Genomic DNA, 18,553 nt, shown 5'->3' on the forward strand with positions numbered 1-18,553 from the left:
GATGTTGAACCTCAAGAACCTATTTGGATCGACTCCCGATACCCGCCCCCGCCCCCTGCGCGGACTGGAGGTCAGTGAGACCGTCGATGCCCGCGGCTTCCCCCAGGCGCTCGTCACCGACGCCAGCCGCCACCAGATTGCCGTGGCGAGCCTGGTGGATGATGCCGGGATCGTGGAGCAGGAGAGGGTCAGTGCGTGGACCCGTCAGGTGGCGGGCCTGGACCGGCTTCTGGCCGGTTTCGCCTGTGACAGCACGACCTCAGCGCCACCGCTGCTGGGTGGAGTGTTCTCGGCCGCCGACAAGACCGAGCGAAGCGACCTCACGGAGTTGGCCTCGATCGTGGCGGTCGACGCACCGACCCTGTACGACGCGGCCGCTCTCGCCGGCCTGCCGGCCCGGCCTGCACGCGAGAGCGAGATCGCCGGGCGCTGCGGTCACGTCCTGGACGCGGCGCTGCGGTCAATCGAGGATCTATCCGAGCTGACCTGGGACGAGTCGTCGCGCAGTGTTCGCGTGGGAAGTGTGGAGTGCGTCAGCTTCACACTGTCGTGCTCGGATCCGGCCAGCGGAGCAGAGGCCAGCGCGGACGTGTCCGACGTGCTGGCCGAGTGGGACGCCGCCGGCCACATCTGGCGTACCCGCTGGATGCGCCCCTTCGTCGACCCCCTGTCGGTCAGTGAAGTCGAGGCCGCCGACGGTGGACGGGTGTGGTCGACGGTGACCGTGGCCGGCGGACACGAGATCGCCCGACTGTTCTTGCAGGCGCTGCGGCCGCGTACCCGCTTGCGGGTGCGGCATGAGTCCGGGCGCCAAGGGGTGATGTTGGCCGCCAACCTTGGACTGGGTGTGGCGGGGTTCCAGCACGCGACGATCGAGACGGAGCTGCCGCTATGAGTATGTGGAGACCAGAGGAGGCCACCGCCGACTACGGCGAGCTGTTCCGGGCGATCCTCGACGGGCAAGAGAAGTACCCGCTGCCGTGGACCCGCCGAGGGCGGGCCCTGGGCAGATGGCAGAAGGCCAACCCGGATGAGGTCGGGCGGATCAAACACGAGTCGCTGGCCCGGCATGGTGTGGCCCCGGTGGTCGGGGAGGATGCGTGGCCACGAGCCGGGGCGCGCGGCTTTCGCGCCCCCTTCGCTGCCGGGATCGGGTCGGGTCTGGTGCGATCGGTCACTGCTCCGAACGAGTTCATGATGGCCACGAACTACGCCGCCGGGTGGAACCCCAACTCGGTCGGGTCGCCGTCTCCGATGATCGGCCCGCCGATCGGTCGGAACCTGCTCGACGGCAAGGACCTCGGCTTCGACTGTCTGAGCTGGCTAGAGCAGAACCTGCTGTCGACGCCGTCGGCGTTCTTGATGTCGGTGCCCGGGCTGGGTAAGTCCTCGCTGGTGCGGCAGATCCTGCTCGGACACTCGGCCCAGGGTCATGTGCCGATCATTCCCAACGACCTCAAGGGCGAGTACGTCCCCCTGGTGCTAGCTGTCGACGGGCAGGTGATCCGGATCGGGCACGGCCTGGACCGGATCAACCCCCTCGACGCGGGAGCTCTGGGTTCGGTGGTGCCGGTCCTCCAGGCGGCGATCGCCACTCACACCGGGGACACCGACGCCGATCGGGAGAGGCTGCGCATGTTGGAACAGCAACTCCATCGAGCCAAAAAGGAGGTGGCCGCCGGTCAGCGCCGGATGATCGAGACTCTGGTCTCGCTCGCCCGGCAGGGTCGGATGGCCGATTACGAGTCCGCGGCCGTGGCCGTGGCACTGGACGACCTATACGCCGAGGACGGCCCGGACGGGCGCAGTCGCTGGGTGCATCCGCCGGAGCTGACGGACCTGATCGCCATGTTGCAGGCGGGGTCCCGGCAGCTGCACCAGGTCACCGTCTCGGCGTCGGATGAGGAGTATCACGCCACCGTCCGGCCGCTGCTGCGCAGCCTGTATGCGATGCAGCACGGTGTGACCGGGGAGATCTTCTCGGGGCAGACCACCACGCCCATCGACGTCAACTCCGCCGCGGTGGTGATCGACGTGTCCGCCCTGGACGACAACGACGAAACCGTGAAAGCCGCGGTGATCATGGCGTGCTGGTCGGCGGCAGCGGGCGCGGTGACGGCGTCGAAGATTCTCGCCGATGCTGGCCTGCGCAAGCGGAAGCTGTTCGCCTACACCCTCGACGAGCTGTGGGGCACGCTGGCCGCCGCGCCGGGGCTGACCAAGCATGTGGACGGTCTCATGCGTCTGCTCCGAACAATGGGCTGCGCGGTGTACCTGGTCACCCACGGGTCCAAGGATCTGGAGACCCTGCCGACCGAGGCGGATCGCAACCGCGCGATGGGGTTCATCGACCGGGCCGGGGCTGTGATCTGTGGTGGACTGCCGGCCGACGAGCTGCGCCTACTTGGCGGAAAGCTCCCCTTCACAGCGCGGGAAATCGCCGAGATCACCTCATGGTCACAAGGGGCCTCACCAGACCGGGAACGCTCCGCGGATGCCCCTGTGCCGCCCGGCCGCGGGTGTTTCATGATCAAAGCCAGCAAGAGCACCGCGCCCGGCATCCCGTTCCGCACCGACATCTCGCCACTAGAGACGAAATGGCGACTACACGACACCAACGCCGCGTTCGAGGACGAGTGGAAGCGCAAGTCCGCGCGAGCCGGGGGACTGGTCAATGCCTAGTCCCGCCGGGGGCTACAGCCCCGAGTTCAAGGAAAATGTCGTCGACCGGTTCGTGGGCTACTTCAGCGCCTCGTCCACCCTGTCGTCTGCGGCCGCGAGCGCGGCGCGCGACTTCGGTGTGGCGACCTCCACGGTGCTCAGCTGGGCCGAGGACCAGCAGCGGATGCCGCGTCCGACCTGGGGGGAGATTCGGCGCCTGCGCGCCGCGAACGCGCACCTGTCCGCTCGGCTGCGGGAGCTGGAAGACCGGTGACCCTCAAGGGGCCGGTGCTGGCGCTGGTGATCGTCCTCGCGGTCGCGTTCGGGTTGACCATCGTCGTCTCCTCCTTCATCGAGGACGACGACCGGTGCGCACCGACCGGAGGGTCCAGCTCTGCGGCCGGCGGAGTCCCCGACGGGGACTACTCCAAGCCCATGAAAGACGGCACCTACCAGGTCTCCTCGGGCTATCGCTCAGCCGATCGCCCCGACCACCGGGGCATCGATTACGCAGCACCCGTGAACACTCCCATCTACGCCTTCGCCGACGGCGTGGTCACCGAATCGGGCCCCGCCTCGGGATTCGGCAACTGGATCGTCATTGACCACGAGGGAAACGGTGGGGACGGCATGTTCTCCACCGTCTACGGGCACATGCCAGCGGACGACCTCAGGGTCAAGGCCGGCGACGCGGTCAAGGCCGGCCAGCATATCGCCGGGGTCGGCAACGAGGGTCAATCCACGGGCGCCCATCTGCATTTCGAGATCTGGGCGGGAGGCCGCTACGGCGGCCAAGACGTCGATCCGGTGCCGTGGATCGACAAGGCGACTAATCCGGGCGAGGCCGGCCAGAGGCCCGCTCCCGCACCGACGCCGAGAGAACCCACGGACCGGGGTACGCGCGGGGGAGAGCTTCCCCCGTCGGACGTCGTGTCCGAGCAGAACTTGCAGGTCGACTCGGTCCGCGTAGCCCGGGCCGTCGCCCAGAAGTTCCCCGAGGTGCAGACGATCGGGGGCTGGCGCCCCAGCGACCCGTTCCCCGACCACCCGTCCGGCAGAGCCGTCGACGTGATGATCCCGGACTACGCCAGCGGTGCGGGTAAGAAGCTCGGCGACGAGATCGCCGACTACCTGTTCCGGAACAAAGAAGCGTTCAACATCGAGTACTTGATCTGGCGCCAGCAGTACATTCCCGCCGAAGGCCAGCCGAGCCAGATGGAAGATCGGGGCACCCCGACCGAGAACCACTTCGATCACGTGCACGTGACCGTGGCCGGCGGGGGCATGCCCACCCCGGGCCAGAAGTACGGGCCCGCCCCGGAGGGAGGTGGTCCCGGTGTCGGTGCCTCCACCGGTGCGTGCGTTCCGGACGGGGTCGGCGACCACGGGCGCGCGCTGAACGACGGTGAGATCCCGGAGGAGCTGCGCAAGTGGATTCGTCTCGGCGGGCAGGTGTGTCGAGAAGTGGATTCGCCGCTGCTGGCGGGGTTGCTCTACCACGAGTCGGCGGGGTTCCAAGCTCGCGCTGTCTCGCCAGTGGGAGCGCAGGGATATGCGCAGGCGATGCCTGGCACCTGGGCCTCTCGAGGGGCGAAGGTCGACGAGAACGGCCAGGTGGCCGGTCCGCCGGGCTCTGGCTCGCCCTCCGACCCCGCAGACGCCACGATGTTCGCGGCCCGCTACCTGTGCGAGATCGCCGAAGGTCAGCGGGAGCAGATCGCCTCAGGTCAGCTCTCCGGGGATCCGCAGACGCTGATGCTGGCTGGGTACAACGCCGGCCCGGGCGCCGTCCAGCAGTACGGCGGGGTTCCGCCGTACGCGGAGACACAGAAGTACGTCGTCATCGTGCCCGCAGAAGCAGCCAAATTCGCCACGACAGCAGGGTAAGGAGCAGTGGCCATGGAAGCAGAACAACGACGCCTCTTGATCATCGCGGGCGTGATCGCCGCAGGCGTGGTGGCGGCGTGTGTGGTGGTGACGCTGGTGGTGGTGATGCTGCGGGCCGGAGGGGACGAGCCCGGCACCGACGCCCATCACGTGCACGCAGAACCGACAGAGACCGCGGAAGGAGCTGCGCGGGCCGCGATGCGGCAGATCTTCACGTGGCGGCCGGCCGAGCAGGCGGGCCCCTGGGACTCACTGCACGCGGCCGCGGACACGCTCACTGGGCCACTGGCCGAGGCGGCGGCCGAGCGCCCGGCCTCAGAGCCACTGCCTAGACAGTGGGCGGCGTGGGCGGCGTCCGGCGACGTTGTCGTGGGCGCTGTGGAGCTCGCCAGCGATCCGGTTGACCCTCACGCCCCCCGGGCGGAGGTGCGTCTGATCCTGCGGCAGGTGGTTCAACACACCGACGGCGACACGACGCCGCTGCCGGAGATGGCGGCGCAGGTGGTCGTGGTCCGTGAGGGACACACCTGGAAAGCCGCGCAGTACCGACTAGAGATGACGAGATAGGGGCACATCATGGCTGGCAACGACAATCCGAGGAACACCCGAGTTTCGCAGTTCCGGCCCGAGCACGTCGTGCTGCTGATCATGCTGGCCGGGTTCGTGGCCATCAACGTCTCGGTGTGGGCGGCGCATCGGGCGGCGGTCAAGCTCGGCGGCGCCGAGCCACCCAGCCCGTTCCCGATGGTCGGCGCGATCGAGGTCCTGGCGCGTGACTCGGTGGCCTGGTCCCCAGCGGCGACTGCGCTGCTGGTGACCCAATGGCTGGTCGTCGTGGTGATCACCGCGGGGATCATCCTCGCTCGCCGGCGGTGGCGACTGCGGCGCACCGGCGGCACGCAGTCGCGCATCGCACACGCGACCCGGCAAATGGCCTCGACCAGTGACATCGCGACCCTGTCCCCGCGTGCGCGTAAACGAGAGCACCGGGACAACAACCTGCCTGATTGCGGCTGGTACGGCGCCTATCTGGGCCGGGAGTGGAGCACCGGGCAGGTCCTTATGTCGGGCACCGAGGACAACGTGTTGAACTTGTGGGCGCCGCGAGAGGGCAAGACCACCAGCAAGGCCATCCCGGAGATCTGGAACGCCCCCGGTCTGGTGGTGGCCACGAGCTGCAAGCGCGACCTCATCGACGAGACGATCCAGCTGCGTGAACACTTCGGCGAGGTGTGGGTGTTCGACCCGCAGAATCTGGCCCCCGGCGCCAGTGCAGACAGCGGGTTCTTCTTCGACCCGCTCGACTTCGTCCGGGCGGCACGATTCTGGGACGGCTCGGCGCTACGCCTGGCCGAGATCTTCGAGGGCGCCACCACGGCGCGGTCGGCGGTCTCTGGCGATGCCGGCGAGAATGCGTTCTTCTACCAGCAGGCCCGCGACCTGCTCACCGCGCTGTTCCTGGCCGCAGCTCTGGGCAACAAACCGATCACCGAGGTGTACAAGTGGGTGTCCGCGCCGGGCGCCGGCGAGCCGCTCACGCTGCTCGCCGGCAGCACCTACGAGGCCCAGCACGACGACCTGAACGCGAAGTACTCGCTGACCCCACGTACCCGTGACGGCGTGTTCTCGGCCGCGAAGAACTGCATCGCATGCCTTGGGCTAGCCGAGGTTCGGGAATGGTTGACGCCGCACGGCCACCGCCGGCGTCTTGATGTGACCGCCCTGGCCCACGACGACCGGGCCACGCTGTACATGCTCACCGAGGAAGACAACCCCGTGGCCCGCCCCATTTCAACAGTGCTGGCCATCCTGGTCAGCGAGGCATTGAAGAAGCGGGCCTCGCAGTTCGAGCGGGATCGACTCCCGGTCCCGGTGCTGATGGTGCTCGATGAGATCGCCAACGTGGTGCGATGGCCGAACTTGCCTGAGGCGCTATCGACCTACGGCTCCCGCGGGATCCTGTTCGACATTTTCCTCCAGACCTACGCGCAGGGGGAGGAGATGTGGGGCCCGGTCGGGATGCGCAAGCTCTACGCCCTGGTGGCGATCAAAGTCATCGGGCCGGGACAGACCGAGCCGGAGTTTGCGCAAATGGTCTCCACCCAGGTCGGCACCTACCGGGAGGTCGAGCGGTCAGTGTCGTATTCCAATGGCAGCGGTTCGAGCTCGCAACAAGTCGGCGGCGACAAGCCGATCTTGTCGGTCGACGAGATCCAGAACCTGCAGAGATGGCAAATGATCGTCATCGCCAAGGGCCGACGTCCGATGCTCGCTCGGATGATCCCGGCCACCCAGCAGGACTTCTCACCCGCGACTCGGGAGCTGCTCGACCGCCTGGAGAGAGGACAGACCGGTGTCACTGTGGACTGATCTCGTGCGGGCCGCGACGCCCAAACCGTTGCAGACTCAGATGCAGGCCCTGGCCGTCGACGCCTTAACCGGCTACGCCGAGCATCCAGGGCTGGGGGTGGCGCTGCGCCGAGCGGCGCACCGCGCCGCCAAGCGGTACTCCGTCGAGGATCTGGGGATCCCGTCGAACCCGCGGCATCCCACTGTGTACGACTTCTTCGACGACTATCTGCGCCCCGCCTACCAGGTCCAAGATCGCTCACAAGCCAACGCCTGGTGCGGCAAATGGTGGGCGCATCAGAGCGTGGTGTTTCGTGTCCGGGCGATGTGGCGCAGCTACGAGTATCTGGCGGTGACCGATCCCATGCGGGCCGACGAGATCTTCCTACGCACCGTTGGCGATCACCACATGCGGATCCTTCTCGGACCCGAATCGCCGATGGCGTCGTGCCGAAATCACCACGAACCCTCCGAGATCCTGCGCTCAGAACCGATGGAGAAGACTAAATGAACAGCCAGAATCGCGAGCAGCACATGTCGATGCTTGCCCGTGCCAGCCGCATAGCCGGACGTCAGGGCGGTTTCCGCGAACGCACCCACTACCTGACGGCCGCCGAGCTGCGCACGGTTCCCGTCACCCGGTTACTGCGGGAGACGGCCTGGGCCGATCGCCCCGACGCCTCCGAGCAATGGAGAGACGAACGTCGCCAGATCGTCGCGGACGAGTTCGCCCGCCGGGGCTTCGAGACGGCGGCCGCCGACGTCTGGCATCGGTGGGAGCCCGCAGATTACGACGGCCGCGCCCTCCTGGATGAACAGCGCCGGCTCCAGGCCGAGCGCGAGGCCGCCAAGACACAGGACATAGATGTCGATCGCGGACAGGAAATGACTGTGCTGTGGGCGGTGTCAGCACTGGTCACAGCCGGTGCGGTGACTGAATTGATCGACGGTGACGAGGTCATGGAGCGGGTGACCTCAGCGCTGTCGCAGACGTGGGAAGGCCTCGAGAGCGACCCAACTATGGGCGGCGAGCTGGACATGTCCACAGGGTCAGACCTGTCCGCCAGTCTGAGCGCCGCCTCGGCGCCGGCCACTGCCGAGACCGCCATGGCGGCCGATGTCGCGACGGCCTCCCCTGAGGTCGACCCCGACATCGAAATGTAGGAGACCACCATGACCGAACCGACCCCTGCCGCAACCGACCTGAGGGCTCGACTGGGCTCCGCACTCGCCGCCACCGGGTCCCCGCTGAGTCTGAAGCCGCACCGCCCGACCTGGCTGCCCGACGACGAGATCTCGTTCTCTGACTCGCGCTTCACAAGTAGTGATGTGCTGATCCCAGGTGGTAGTCGAGCGACGCTCCTGGCCTCCCGACTCGAGAACCTGCTCACCACCGAATCGATCAGCGATGTCATCACCCGTATCGAGAACCTGTCGGCGGCGTACGAGATTGCCGACGCCGTCGAACGTGAAACAAGCGGCAGAAGCCCGTACGCCCGCGCTGCCCGCGCCGGTTTCGCCGACAAGGCGCTCGCACACGCAGTGGTCAGCCTGTATTCAGACGACGATGCGATGACGGTGGACGTCCCGGTGCAGCAGGTCAACCTCTACATCGAAGATGAGATCGGCGCCAGCGCAATGCACGCTCTGGAGGCCGAGGTGGATCGGGTCACCGGCACCACGTTCCTCGAGCGAGTGGAGCTTCCGCAACCCGTGGGATCGATGATCCGCGAGGGAACGTGGTCGCCCTCGACCGAGACCGAGAAATCCAGCCCGTTCGACGCCGATAATTCCAGCTCGATGGGAGCCGAGAGATCAAGCCCGTTTCGGCTGGGGAACCTGTTCACACGTTGCTCGGCTGAGAACAGCCGTTCAGAGATCGCCCCGGTCACCAGCCCAGGACGCGACGCAGCGGCCGAGAGTTGGTTCGAACTGTGAGCTGAGGCTATACCTCTGGCCCCTGTGACGGCTCCCTGCCGGGCACAGGGGCTTCGTGGTGTGTCGGCCCGTCCGGCTCCGGCTCGCCCGAACCCGGTTGCGAGCTGAACGGGTCGACGTCGAACGGGTTGGCATCAAAGGGGCCCTGGCGGTGGGAGGCCGTGAAGGGGTCCAGCTCTGCGTCGACCGGGCCGAGGTCCTCCTCCAAGGGCGTGTGAGTGAGGCTGGTGTGCTCGGCCAGGGCGGCGGCCGCGTAGTCGGCCAGCTCTGTGTCCATGCCGGGGTGCCGAGAGGGCAGGGGGGCCAGGTGGCCGAGGTCGGTGTCGGTGTCTGTTTCGTATCCCGATAGCCAGCCGGTGGCCGAGGCGAGCGGGTCGTCCGGGGCATCGACCTCGTGGTGCCACTGTGCGATCGCGGCGGCGACGTCAACGCCGCGGGCAAGCGCCTTGTCGACGGCGGCGCGCAAGGGCGCTGTCTCTGCCTCAGGCACTTCACCGACGGCCATAGAGCCCACCAGGTGCGTGGTGTAGTCGAGCACGAGCAGATCGCGGGCGGCGGCGTAACCGGCGGCCATGCGGTCCGGATCATCGGCGGCGGCAAGCGCGTCACGGAGTTGTTCGGTGGCGGTGGTGTGACCGTCGTCCCGGGCCAGCGCCGCGGTCAGGACACCGCGAGCGGTGGTCAGCCTGTCGTCAACCTCCGGGGCCAGGTGTGGCTTCTCGGTCTCCACATCCAGCGGAGAGTCTGTGACGGCGTAGGCGTGGTTCTCGGCCCGGCCGCGGGACAGGGCAACGTACAAACCGCGGCGGTTCGTCGCGTCGTCGACGACGGTGCGAGAGACGTCGACGGTAATGCCCTGCGCGCGGTGAATGGTGGCCGCGTAACCCAGCTCCGTACAGCCGGCGACGTAGTCGGCATCGAGAGTGACCCGGCCGCGGTGCCCAAGGTGCCGCACGGTCAGCGACCCATCCGCGCCGACCTTCTCCACGCGCCAGCGGTCACCGTTCTGCACGCGGGAGCCCGGTCTGGTTCCACCCTTGGTGCGAAGGTCCCCGTTGTTGGTGCGGGTGACGACAACGTCGCCGCGGCCGGCGGTCAGATCGTCGGCAAGGTCGACCAGACTGCGCGCCTGAGCGGCTCCGGTGTCACGGTGACGATTCTGGATCTGGGTGTTGAGTTCACGAACTGTGGCGGTGGTGGAGGCCAGGACGATCCCGTCGCGACCGGCGTCGGTGTCGGCGAAGTGATCGGCAACTGCGGCGGCGATCATCTCCTCACGGGCGCCACCGTGGACCCAGCCCTTGTCGGCGTGGAACTGCAGGGCGTCCGGTTCGCCGGAGCGGATGCCGATGGAGGCGCGGGCCTGCGCGGTGTCGTCACCGAAGCGGACGACGTCGGTCAGTTCGGGTGCGTTGGTCTCGGAGGCCACCAGGCGCATCAGGCCGCCGGACTCGACGGCGTCGAGCTGCGCGGGATCTCCCACCATGCGCACCACCGCGCCGCGATCGCGGGCGATCTCCACGAGCGCCGCGACGTCCTTCGTGGAGGCCATGGCGGCCTCATCGAGCAGCAGCATTGCACCCGGTTCGATGGTGAGCGGCAACGTGCGGGCGGCGTAGCCCATGGACTCTAGTTTTCCCCGCCAGCGGTAGGTCAGCGAGGCAAGCGTGCGGGCTTCGGCGCCGATTTCCTCACCGAGAGTTTCGGCGGCGACCGCAGAGGGCGCCAGCGCGATGACCTGTCGCCCGGAGGCTCGCCACGCGGCGGTGACGGCCTTCATGGAGGTGGTCTTGCCGGTGCCGGCGGGGCCGACGCCGGCGGCGACGAGTTGCCCGGACAGGCAGAAGTGTTCGGCAAGTGCGCGCTGTCCGGGGTTGAGGACGCGGCCGCTCGCGGACTCGTGTTCGGCGATCACTGCCCGCAGTTGCTCGCCGGTGGTGAACACCGCCACGGGCGTTTGTGCGGCGCCGGTGACAAGTTGCTCGGCGTCGAGCATGGCGGTCGAGGTGTGGAGCAGCTCGCCGTGGCGCTCGAGGACACTGAGCCTGTCGGAGTCGCGCCGCAGCGCGGTGGGCGCCTCCAGTGTGTCGGGCGTCGACAGGGCCACCGACCCGCGTCCCAGAGCGTGGTCCACTACCGCGCTCACGGCCTCGTCGCGCTCGGTCGGTGAGGTGAAGGCGACGTTGGTCAGCTGGGTCTCGACCACGGCCCGCACGTGCGCGTGGGTCCACGTCGCTCGGGCATCGGACACGGTCTCGATGACGTGGGCGGACTCGACCTCGAGGCCGTCCATCTGCCGCACCGAGGGGTTCATCTCCTTGATCCGATCATCCGGTGGCTCGGGGTTTAGCGCGGTAGAGACCATGGCGTCGACGGCGGCTTCTGATCCGAGGTGACGGGCGGCCAATCGGCGCCAGGTCGACTGGTGGTCGGCCAGCGATCGGGACTCCTGCTTGCCTTCCCGGGTGTCTAGCGTGGCTTGCTGCAGAAGGGCGTACTGGACCGCCTGAGTCGGTGCCCGGCCGTGCTTGGTCCGGTACTCGGCGAGGAGCTCGTCGCGGCGAGCCTCGACCATCTGACGGCGTGAGGAGAACGCGCGGCACAGTGTCTGATCGATACCTGCGACCTCCCAGACGGGTTGCCTGTCGCGTGTGGGATAGCGGGCTTCGAACGCCACGCCAATCTCCCGGCGAAGCCGATCAACGATCGCCGCGTTGTAGCGCTGGGACGCGGCAACAGCGTGCTTGTGCAGTGCCGCTCCATCGAGGGCGGACCACTTGCCGTCGACGCCGAGAACCTTGTTCGACACCGCGCAGTGGGTGTGCAGGTTCGGGTCGCCGGCGCGGGTGTCGTAGTGGTCGAACTGGGCCACGATCAAGCCGTGGGTGTCGATCTGCCGCTCGCTGCGATCACCGCGGCGGGTGAAGGCGGCCTCGCGTTCGATCCACGCCAGGGAGTCGTTGACGCACTCGCGGTGGATGCGTTCGATCTCTCGCCGGGTGTCGGTGTCCGCCAGGGCCCATAGGGTGCTGACGGACTTCTGCGGAGTGAACACCAGGTCCATGCCGGCGACCGGCTGACGCACGTTGCTGCGCTGCGCGGCGGCCCAGGACAGCAGCTCCCGATCCGTGGGTGGCTGGTGTCCGAACTTGGCGCGGTAGTGCTTGTCTGCCAGCGTCCGCCACGCCTCCGAGGTGGTGGCCTTGTCGATCGTGTGGCCCTCCTCGGCCAGCTCCCTGAGCGTGGACTTGTACTCCTCCACGAGCGGGATTTCGTTCTTGAACTCGGGGAACTTCCGACCGAGCGCGGTCTCTTTGAGGTCGGCGCCGGCCTCGAGCATCTGGTCGGTGTTGGGGTGCCGGCCCTCGCCGAACAGCGCCTTCATCTGCTCCTCGGACACCGTGCCGGACACCGGGCTGATCTCTGAGAGGGCTTCCAAGCCAGCGCCGTGCCAGCGGCCGGGAGGGGTGCCGTTGGCGGTGTAGTAGTCGGTCAGCTCCTGGCCACGTTCACGCAGCCGGTCGGCGGTAGCTACCTGACGTGTCAGGTAGCTGTAGCCGTCCCCGGCGTGCAGCACGTGGAGGGTCATCACGCCGCCCACTCTAACCCCACGTCAGCGCCCGGTCACGGACGCAGTCTGAAAATCAGCAAGAGGTGTGTAGATCTTTGATTGTGGAGGAGTGAGCGGAGCGAAAGACGATTACTGAGCGAGTCGGGGTGCGACAGACGCAATCGGCGACTGAGCCAAGAGCGGAGTAGCGAATCGAGGCGGTTGCGCGACTAGGGGCACGATGGTGGATCTGTTCAGTGGCAGACCCCGGCGATACCATCGCCCCGAAACAGTCACCGACACGAGGGGATCGACACTCATGGCCAGGACCTCAGACCGGACAAGCGCCCGCAACCGAGCCAGGCAGGCACTTGCCGAGAAGCAAAAGCAGCGCCGGGAGCGCGACGAGCGGATGGAAGCAGCGGCCACCCGCTACTTCGCCGCCGCCGACGCCCTCGAGAAGGCTCAGCGTGAGGCTGGCGAGGCGATCAAGGCGCTCGTCAACGAGGGGGAGGCCCGCGCCGAGATAGCCGACCTGCTCGGCATCAGCACCCGCGACATCAAGACCGCACTCGACACCCTCAACAACAGCGACTTCCAGGAGTCGGACGACGATGCCTCCGCTCCAGACAGTCAATCGGGCAGCGACACCACAGATGACAGCAGCGAGGTGGCATGAACACCTCAGGTGATGTCCCGCTTCCGGGGCTGGAGTTCGCATTCCAACCCCGGCCCGACATCGTCATCCCTAGTCGCGCCTACAGCTCACAGATCGCACCCACTGCGGTGACGATCGAACGGTTCTGGAACCGAGTGATCAAAGCACCCGGCAACGGGTGCTGGATATTCACCGGAGCCGTCTCAGGAGGCGATGGCTACGGACGCATCACCTGGCGATCCGGCGGCCTCTCACGCACCATGAGCGCCCACCGCTTCGCACTGCTCCTGGCCTACGGCGACAACACCACCGGCACTGTCGGCGAGCACCGCTGCAACGAACCCCTCTGCGTACGCGTCGACGACGCCCACGTCATCCCCTCTACTCAAACCGCCAACCTGCGCTACGCCGTGGCCTGCGGACGCGCCGGCGCCCACCGCGCCACCGGAGACGGACGCACCCGCGCCGAACGCTCCATCGCCGTCCGCGCCGCAGTACTATCCGGCTGGGACCCCATCACCTACGCCCACGCAGCCGGACACACCGGACACGCACACACCCAACGACTGTTCTAGACGTTCTAACCTCGAACAAGTACAGCCCCGCCTGAATCGGCGGGGCTGTTGTCGTATCGGAACGGGTTGTGTCAGCGCCCGGCCGCTGCACGTTAGTTCCACGAACCCTGCGGACGACAGACATGTCGTGGATCAGCTACCTTTCCAGCCGACCCGGGGTCGTGATTGCGAGCGTGCTTCCTGGGCTCTCGCCTTCGTGCAGTCCTCACACTCGGGGACATCAGCTCGATCCATTTCGAACTTGGCGCCGTCGTCCTCGAAGCTCTGCAAGCCTGCGAGCGCGGCGAAGTTGTCCCGGGTGGAAGTAGTGATGGCTCGGTTAAGCGAAAGGCTGGACACGTCGAAGCGAGCAGCGTTCGTTATGACGTTTGCGATGAGATAGGCATCATCGAACGAGACGTGGCGGCCTTGGAACGTCGCGACCGCGAATGAGACCTGTCCTCCAGTGAAGTGGACCATTGCGAAGGTTGCCACCCGCATGTCGACGTCGGCCCCGTTGAAGCTAGTCCTTTTCCCGGTGAAGTGTGCTCCGTCAAAAGTGAGCTGATCACCTGTGAACCGGGTTCTGTCGAAACTAACGAAGGGGCCAGTGAAGAACGCCCCTCCGAAGGACACCCAGCTCGCTTCCAGTTGCGCGGCGTTGAAAGAGATCGAGCGTGCGCCTACACGGACCGCGTCGAAGCTCACGGAGTCTGCCGAGAAGCGAGCGCCGTCGAAGCTGGCAGTTCTCCCAGTGAAGGACGTTCTGTTGAAGACGACCTGATTTGAGTCAAAATGGGCGTTCCTGAACGAAACTCGCGTCGCGGGAAAGTCTGTCCCGATAAACGACGCCAGCTGCCCGCTAAAATTCGTTCCGTCGAACGAGACGACGTCTCCGGCGCACACGCGGTCTTGGAGGACGAAGTCGTAGAGGTAGCAGCCGTCGAAGACGAGATCAAAGTCCGACCAGGGCCCTGGTTGTGGCCTGCCATCGAGGACTCGGACCAGTCTTGAACTGATGATCTTCTGGACCACCTGCTTGAAGGCAATCTGCTGAACACTGTCCAACGATTCGTCTTGGGTGTGGATCGGGTCGCGGAGCTGCGAGATAAGGACGTCGATACACACCTGCTGCTCGGCCCGCGCGTCATCGGAACCTGTCCCATAGTGCGCTTCCCAGTCGTCGGCTAACGCGGCAAGCGCATACGATGCTCCCTCACGCGACCGAAGGTCATTCGCCGAGAGAAGCTTGATCAGCTCGTGAAACCGGTCGCGGAGCGTTCGCTCCGTAGCTTCGCGCCTATGCTCAGTTACTCGCTGGCTGTCGGTGGCTCGATCCTTTTCCCATCGCTCGTGTTCCACTTCACGGGTGGCGCGCGAGTTCGCGACGCCCCACCAAGCCGTTGTAATCGCCACGACAGCCGCTATGAGTGCAGCGATCGGGGTGGCTAGATACTCCGCGCGGAAGCCAGCCCACCAGGGCAGGCCCTCCGACCAGCTGTACTGGACAGTCGCCCACCCGCTTAGGGACAGCAGTGCTGCAATCGCACCCCCGCCTACCCGCACCATGGCACTTCCTCGCTTGGGCCTGCTCTTGTCGTCTCTCACCCGTCTCCCTCCACAACCCACGTTTTCAACGGGCTACTGATGCGTAATGCCGAGGTGGTCTTCAACTTGCGCGGCTCCATTGGTCGTACCAACCCTGAGACCACTGCACGGGCTTCAGGGTCTTTTCCGATTGGGCAAGCCGGTGTCGCTTCTGACGCCTTCATCGGGTCCTCTTGTGTCGCTCGGGTCGTCCGACTCTCGCTTGGCCTCGCGATGGTTATCGCGGAGTGAGTCCAGGACTTCACGCAGAGTGTCCGAGGTCGCCTCAGCGCGGACCCGGGCCCGGTCGGCCTGCTCGGCCTCGGCGCGCGCGTCCTGCGCGTCCCGGCGTGCCGCGTCAAGCTGCCCACGCAGCTGCGCCAGCTCCGCGCGCAACCCTTCGACCTCGCCGACGGCGCGATCGCGGGCCGCGGCGGCCTCATCCCTCTCCGTGGCGGCCTGCTCGGCGGCGACAAGGGCGTCAGCTTCGCCAGTGCGAGCGGCATCCAGGGCCACGGCGGTCGCCTCGTCCGCCTGTTCCGCAGCCCGCTTCCACGCCGCGGCCCACACCGACTGCACCATCGCAGACATCGCCTCCGACAGATCCGGAGCCTGGGGCGCATCCCCGGCAGCGCCGGTGGCGTGTTCACGCATCCACGCGGCCACCTCGCCGATGCGCACCCCCGCTTCGCGCTGCACACCGCGCACGGTGACCTTGTCCCCTCGCGCGACGAGCACTCCATAGGCTCGAGCGATCTTCTCCGACGTCGACATAGCAATCTCCCACAGCGCGGTAACGGGTAACGGGTAACGTATTTCGTTACCTACGTTACCCGACCGGCGTCCGGCGCGATAGTGCTTCTCCGGATATCGCGGCGAGCGGGGACGGAGCGGTTGGATCGTCGGCGCCCAGGGCCCGGCCGACGAACCGGGCAATCCTGCCCAGGGGAGTGGTGCGCTGGCTATCCGACGGTCAGGTTGTAGGTGTCCAAGACGGCGGCCAGGGCGGTGTTGCCAGGGGGCGGGGCCACGGCCTCGCCTGGATCCGCACTGAGCGCGTCTTGCGCCTCGTGGCGAAGCCACACTGCCCAGCAGGACCATTCGGTTCCGTGCTTGGAGTAGTAGTGGATTCCCCAGGACGGCACGTTGCCGGCGAGCGGAGCCGCGGCCAGGGCCCCGGCCAGCTCGGTGGTCAGGTAGCGATCGGCGCTGCGTGTCTGCGCCACGGTGATCTCGGTGACCCCTCGTTCCCACAGCGAAAGGGGAATGTGGGCGCCCAGGAACGTGATGGTGCGCGCGTGCTCGATCTCGATGAACCACCCGGCCGGCGGCATTGTCACGGTGTACATGCGGTGGGCGTATAGCCAGCTGATGTCGATCACGCCGGGTGGCCGTGCGCCCAGCTCGGCCCACTCCTGGGCGATCAAGGCGTAGAGATCGTCCTCGCCTGGATCATCGAGGTAGTCACTCGCCCGGTAAGGGCCGCGGATCTTCAGCGCACCCAGCAGCTCCCCGTACGCCCCCTCGGGACTACTGGCGCAGTAGATGGTCTGCTCGCCGGACAGATCGAAACGGTTCCACCCGGAACGGTCCTCACTGCTGCTCAGGCCTCGGGCCGGCGGGTTGAGTACTCCGTACGAGGGTTTGGCGAGCCGATAGACGAGCTGCCGGGCGGACGGAATGAGCGCCAGGCCCGTGTGCGCGCACACCGTGATTGCAGGCCTCACAGACGAGATCCTCCACCGGCAGCGACACTCACTCGGGACACCCTAGGCGCCCGTCCACGGCCCGCCAGCTCGGCCCTGGAGCTGCACGGGCAGATCAGTTATCCGTGCCGTCGACGAACGCCGCAGCAGCACTCATCACCGGCTTGAACTTGCCCTCGGCAATCGCCAAGAACGGCGGCTGCTCATCCAACCTGGGGTTCGCCCCAATGAACCAGGCACGGGCAATGTCCGCCCCCTCGGCCGTCGCGATCGCCACCCACGCCCGGTGCGCAACCTGCAACCGGCTCAGCGCCCGGTCCCGGGGAACCGGACCACCCTCGCTAGCCCACTTGTACGGCAACTTCCGGTCACGGACGCCCGCCAGCACCGCCACCACAGTCGCCCCGAGATGCTGCACCAACTGACGCGCCAGCTCCGCGCTCGACAGACGCATCGTCTCCGTGTGCGCCAAGATCGTCGAATCCACCACAGCCACAGCAAACACCTCCTATAACGAGCCTCGCCCGGCGCCACCACCTGCGACGACGCCTAGAGCGACCGATGCTCCAACACCGTCAATGCTACTCAAATGCCACCATCGCGCAACGCGTACGCCACCGATTGCGTCTAAGCGCAGTCCCGATGACGGCGACGAGACCTCACCCGAAGGCGGGTCAGTCCTGCCAGGTCGAACCGGGCCCATGCTGGAGCGTTCTTGTCGGACACTCCAGCTAGCGTGAACCCATGCGTCGCGCTTACATCGACAGTCACTTATCCCTCGTAGATGCCTACCGAGAAGCGACGCGGTGGGCAGAAGCGATTGACTGCGTCATCGGCCCATCCACGGCAGCCATCGAAAGGTCACCCTGGCTTGAGAGATCCGGCATTCCGCTCGGCGTTGCAAGTAACCGTCACACTAGGTTCACTGCCCGCCCGCACGGACTCGTCGTCGCCTGGTGCCTCAACCTAGAAGAAATCCTCGAGCTAGAGCACCGCAACCAGCTATCCGGCGTCGTGGCGGTACAAGCCCCCGCCGGCCTCCGCCCATGGGTGGCCGCGCACAACGTCGAGCACATCGGCGAGGACGCTCTTGAGACCGTCCCCGCCGTACCTCCCTCGATAAAAGCCCTGGTCAAAGGAATCACCAGCATGGCCGTGACAAATCAGGGCCTCACGGACAAGCGGGAGCGCTCAGAAGCGATACAAGCGTTGACCTACTTCCACACGCGTGGCCATCACCTCGACCCGCTCCAGCTGACCCTCGAGGCCATACGCAACGATTGGCCCGGACAAGCCCCCATCGAACTAGCCCAGATTGCTCACGACGTCAGGGCCGGGAGACAACTCCGCCACTCAAACCGGATCGACGAAGAGCTACTAGCTGAATGGGCGAACGCAGCCTAGACAGCGCCCAGATGCGAGAAGCAGTACACAGCGAGACATCCGCCAAAGTATCGACGAACACGTCGCGAGCATCATGAAAATGCCCCCTACCAGCAGCTACGCGAGTGCCGATAACTTACGTTATGACAAACGCAGGGTGTCGAGTTGTAGATCCTGCGAACTCAACACCTCCCCGAACTGCCCCTCGCCCGTAGTGCCCGACAGGCCGCGTGACCTGCACGCCCTCAGGTGCCGGATTGCCGCTCCGGCTCTTGCTGCG

17 protein-coding genes are annotated in these 18,553 nt (G+C 66.7%); 12 read left to right on the forward strand and 5 right to left on the reverse strand.

Features of this window, described 5'->3' with window-relative positions; all coding sequences use genetic code 11:
- Position 1 precedes the first annotated feature (1 nt).
- From NJE57_RS19435 to NJE57_RS19475, 9 genes are read left to right on the forward strand one after another with little or no spacing between them, the layout of a single operon-like run.
- Positions 2–895 carry a hypothetical protein gene (locus NJE57_RS19435; RefSeq protein WP_182641047.1) on the forward strand — a complete coding sequence of 298 codons (894 nt, stop codon included), beginning with the start codon at positions 2–4 and terminating at the stop codon, positions 893–895.
- Positions 892–2,682 (forward strand): ATP/GTP-binding protein, encoded by a 1,791-nt coding sequence (locus tag NJE57_RS19440; RefSeq protein WP_241732773.1) that lies wholly within the window; start codon positions 892–894, stop codon positions 2,680–2,682. The genes NJE57_RS19435 and NJE57_RS19440 overlap by 4 nt, the downstream gene beginning before the upstream one ends.
- Positions 2,675–2,935 carry a hypothetical protein gene (locus tag NJE57_RS19445; RefSeq protein WP_182641760.1) on the forward strand — a complete coding sequence of 87 codons (261 nt, stop codon included), beginning with the start codon at positions 2,675–2,677 and terminating at the stop codon, positions 2,933–2,935. Before NJE57_RS19440 ends, NJE57_RS19445 begins: the two co-directional genes overlap by 8 nt.
- The gene (locus tag NJE57_RS19450) at positions 2,932–4,548 is read left to right on the forward strand and encodes a peptidoglycan DD-metalloendopeptidase family protein (protein WP_182641759.1); all 1,617 of its coding nucleotides are present in this window, start codon (positions 2,932–2,934) and stop codon (positions 4,546–4,548) included. Before NJE57_RS19445 ends, NJE57_RS19450 begins: the two co-directional genes overlap by 4 nt.
- Before the next feature lie 12 nt (positions 4,549–4,560).
- Positions 4,561–5,115, forward strand: a complete 555-nt coding sequence (locus tag NJE57_RS19455) for a hypothetical protein (RefSeq protein WP_182641758.1) — start codon at positions 4,561–4,563, stop codon at positions 5,113–5,115.
- Positions 5,116–5,124: 9 nt separating this feature from the next.
- Positions 5,125–6,918: a type IV secretory system conjugative DNA transfer family protein gene (locus NJE57_RS19460; protein ID WP_259852519.1), complete on the forward strand. Its 1,794-nt coding sequence runs from the start codon at positions 5,125–5,127 to the stop codon at positions 6,916–6,918.
- Entirely contained in the window at positions 6,902–7,408 is a 507-nt protein-coding gene (locus NJE57_RS19465; RefSeq protein WP_259852518.1) for a DUF4913 domain-containing protein, read from the forward strand. The genes NJE57_RS19460 and NJE57_RS19465 overlap by 17 nt, the downstream gene beginning before the upstream one ends.
- Positions 7,405–8,061 carry a hypothetical protein gene (locus NJE57_RS19470; protein WP_182611269.1) on the forward strand — a complete coding sequence of 219 codons (657 nt, stop codon included), beginning with the start codon at positions 7,405–7,407 and terminating at the stop codon, positions 8,059–8,061. Before NJE57_RS19465 ends, NJE57_RS19470 begins: the two co-directional genes overlap by 4 nt.
- A gap of 9 nt (positions 8,062–8,070) precedes the next feature.
- Entirely contained in the window at positions 8,071–8,835 is a 765-nt protein-coding gene (locus NJE57_RS19475; protein WP_259852516.1) for a hypothetical protein, read from the forward strand.
- 7 nt (positions 8,836–8,842) lie between these two features.
- Here the strand turns inward: NJE57_RS19475 and mobF are convergent, their stop codons facing one another.
- Entirely contained in the window at positions 8,843–12,424 is a 3,582-nt protein-coding gene (gene mobF / locus NJE57_RS19480; protein WP_259852520.1) for a MobF family relaxase, read from the reverse strand.
- 280 nt (positions 12,425–12,704) lie between these two features.
- On the opposite strand from mobF, the gene NJE57_RS19485 reads away from it, so the two are divergent.
- A complete protein-coding gene (locus NJE57_RS19485; RefSeq protein ID WP_319030141.1) occupies positions 12,705–13,064 on the forward strand; it encodes a hypothetical protein in 360 nt (119 codons plus the stop codon).
- Positions 13,061–13,618, forward strand: a complete 558-nt coding sequence (locus NJE57_RS19490) for a hypothetical protein (RefSeq protein WP_319030142.1) — start codon at positions 13,061–13,063, stop codon at positions 13,616–13,618. Before NJE57_RS19485 ends, NJE57_RS19490 begins: the two co-directional genes overlap by 4 nt.
- 132 nt (positions 13,619–13,750) lie before the next feature.
- Here the strand turns inward: NJE57_RS19490 and NJE57_RS19495 are convergent, their stop codons facing one another.
- The 4 genes from NJE57_RS19495 to NJE57_RS19510 form a co-directional block, all read right to left on the reverse strand.
- Positions 13,751–15,205, reverse strand: a complete 1,455-nt coding sequence (locus tag NJE57_RS19495) for a hypothetical protein (RefSeq protein ID WP_319030143.1) — start codon at positions 15,203–15,205, stop codon at positions 13,751–13,753.
- Positions 15,206–15,319: 114 nt separating this feature from the next.
- Positions 15,320–15,958: a hypothetical protein gene (locus NJE57_RS19500; RefSeq protein WP_319030144.1), complete on the reverse strand. Its 639-nt coding sequence runs from the start codon at positions 15,956–15,958 to the stop codon at positions 15,320–15,322.
- A 188-nt stretch (positions 15,959–16,146) separates the two neighbouring features.
- Entirely contained in the window at positions 16,147–16,911 is a 765-nt protein-coding gene (locus NJE57_RS19505; RefSeq protein WP_319030145.1) for an RES domain-containing protein, read from the reverse strand.
- Positions 16,912–17,005: 94 nt separating this feature from the next.
- On the reverse strand, positions 17,006–17,377 hold the full coding sequence (locus NJE57_RS19510; RefSeq protein ID WP_319030146.1) for a hypothetical protein: 372 nt from the start codon (positions 17,375–17,377) through the stop codon (positions 17,006–17,008).
- A gap of 257 nt (positions 17,378–17,634) precedes the next feature.
- On the opposite strand from NJE57_RS19510, the gene NJE57_RS19515 reads away from it, so the two are divergent.
- A complete protein-coding gene (locus NJE57_RS19515) occupies positions 17,635–18,294 on the forward strand; it encodes a hypothetical protein (protein ID WP_319030147.1) in 660 nt (219 codons plus the stop codon).
- The last annotated feature ends 259 nt before the right edge of the window (positions 18,295–18,553 follow it).

Source organism: Dietzia sp. PP-33 (assembly GCF_033790845.1).
Taxonomy (GTDB): Bacteria; Actinomycetota; Actinomycetes; order Mycobacteriales; family Mycobacteriaceae; genus Dietzia.

Bases quoted from the DNA above. Each gene is read 5' to 3' on its own strand.
- NJE57_RS19490 (WP_319030142.1), top strand. From the start codon at position 13,061: ATGAACACCTCAGGTGATGTCCCGCTTCCGGGGCTGGAGTTCGCATTC.
- NJE57_RS19470 (WP_182611269.1), top strand. From the start codon at position 7,405: ATGAACAGCCAGAATCGCGAGCAGCACATGTCGATGCTTGCCCGTGCC.
- mobF (WP_259852520.1), bottom strand. From the start codon at position 12,424: ATGACCCTCCACGTGCTGCACGCCGGGGACGGCTACAGCTACCTGACA.
- NJE57_RS19460 (WP_259852519.1), top strand. From the start codon at position 5,125: ATGGCTGGCAACGACAATCCGAGGAACACCCGAGTTTCGCAGTTCCGG.
- NJE57_RS19440 (WP_241732773.1), top strand. From the start codon at position 892: ATGAGTATGTGGAGACCAGAGGAGGCCACCGCCGACTACGGCGAGCTG.
- NJE57_RS19500 (WP_319030144.1), bottom strand. From the start codon at position 15,958: ATGTCGACGTCGGAGAAGATCGCTCGAGCCTATGGAGTGCTCGTCGCG.
- NJE57_RS19445 (WP_182641760.1), top strand. From the start codon at position 2,675: ATGCCTAGTCCCGCCGGGGGCTACAGCCCCGAGTTCAAGGAAAATGTC.
- NJE57_RS19455 (WP_182641758.1), top strand. From the start codon at position 4,561: ATGGAAGCAGAACAACGACGCCTCTTGATCATCGCGGGCGTGATCGCC.
- NJE57_RS19515 (WP_319030147.1), top strand. From the start codon at position 17,635: ATGCGTCGCGCTTACATCGACAGTCACTTATCCCTCGTAGATGCCTAC.
- NJE57_RS19475 (WP_259852516.1), top strand. From the start codon at position 8,071: ATGACCGAACCGACCCCTGCCGCAACCGACCTGAGGGCTCGACTGGGC.
- NJE57_RS19485 (WP_319030141.1), top strand. From the start codon at position 12,705: ATGGCCAGGACCTCAGACCGGACAAGCGCCCGCAACCGAGCCAGGCAG.
- NJE57_RS19435 (WP_182641047.1), top strand. From the start codon at position 2: ATGTTGAACCTCAAGAACCTATTTGGATCGACTCCCGATACCCGCCCC.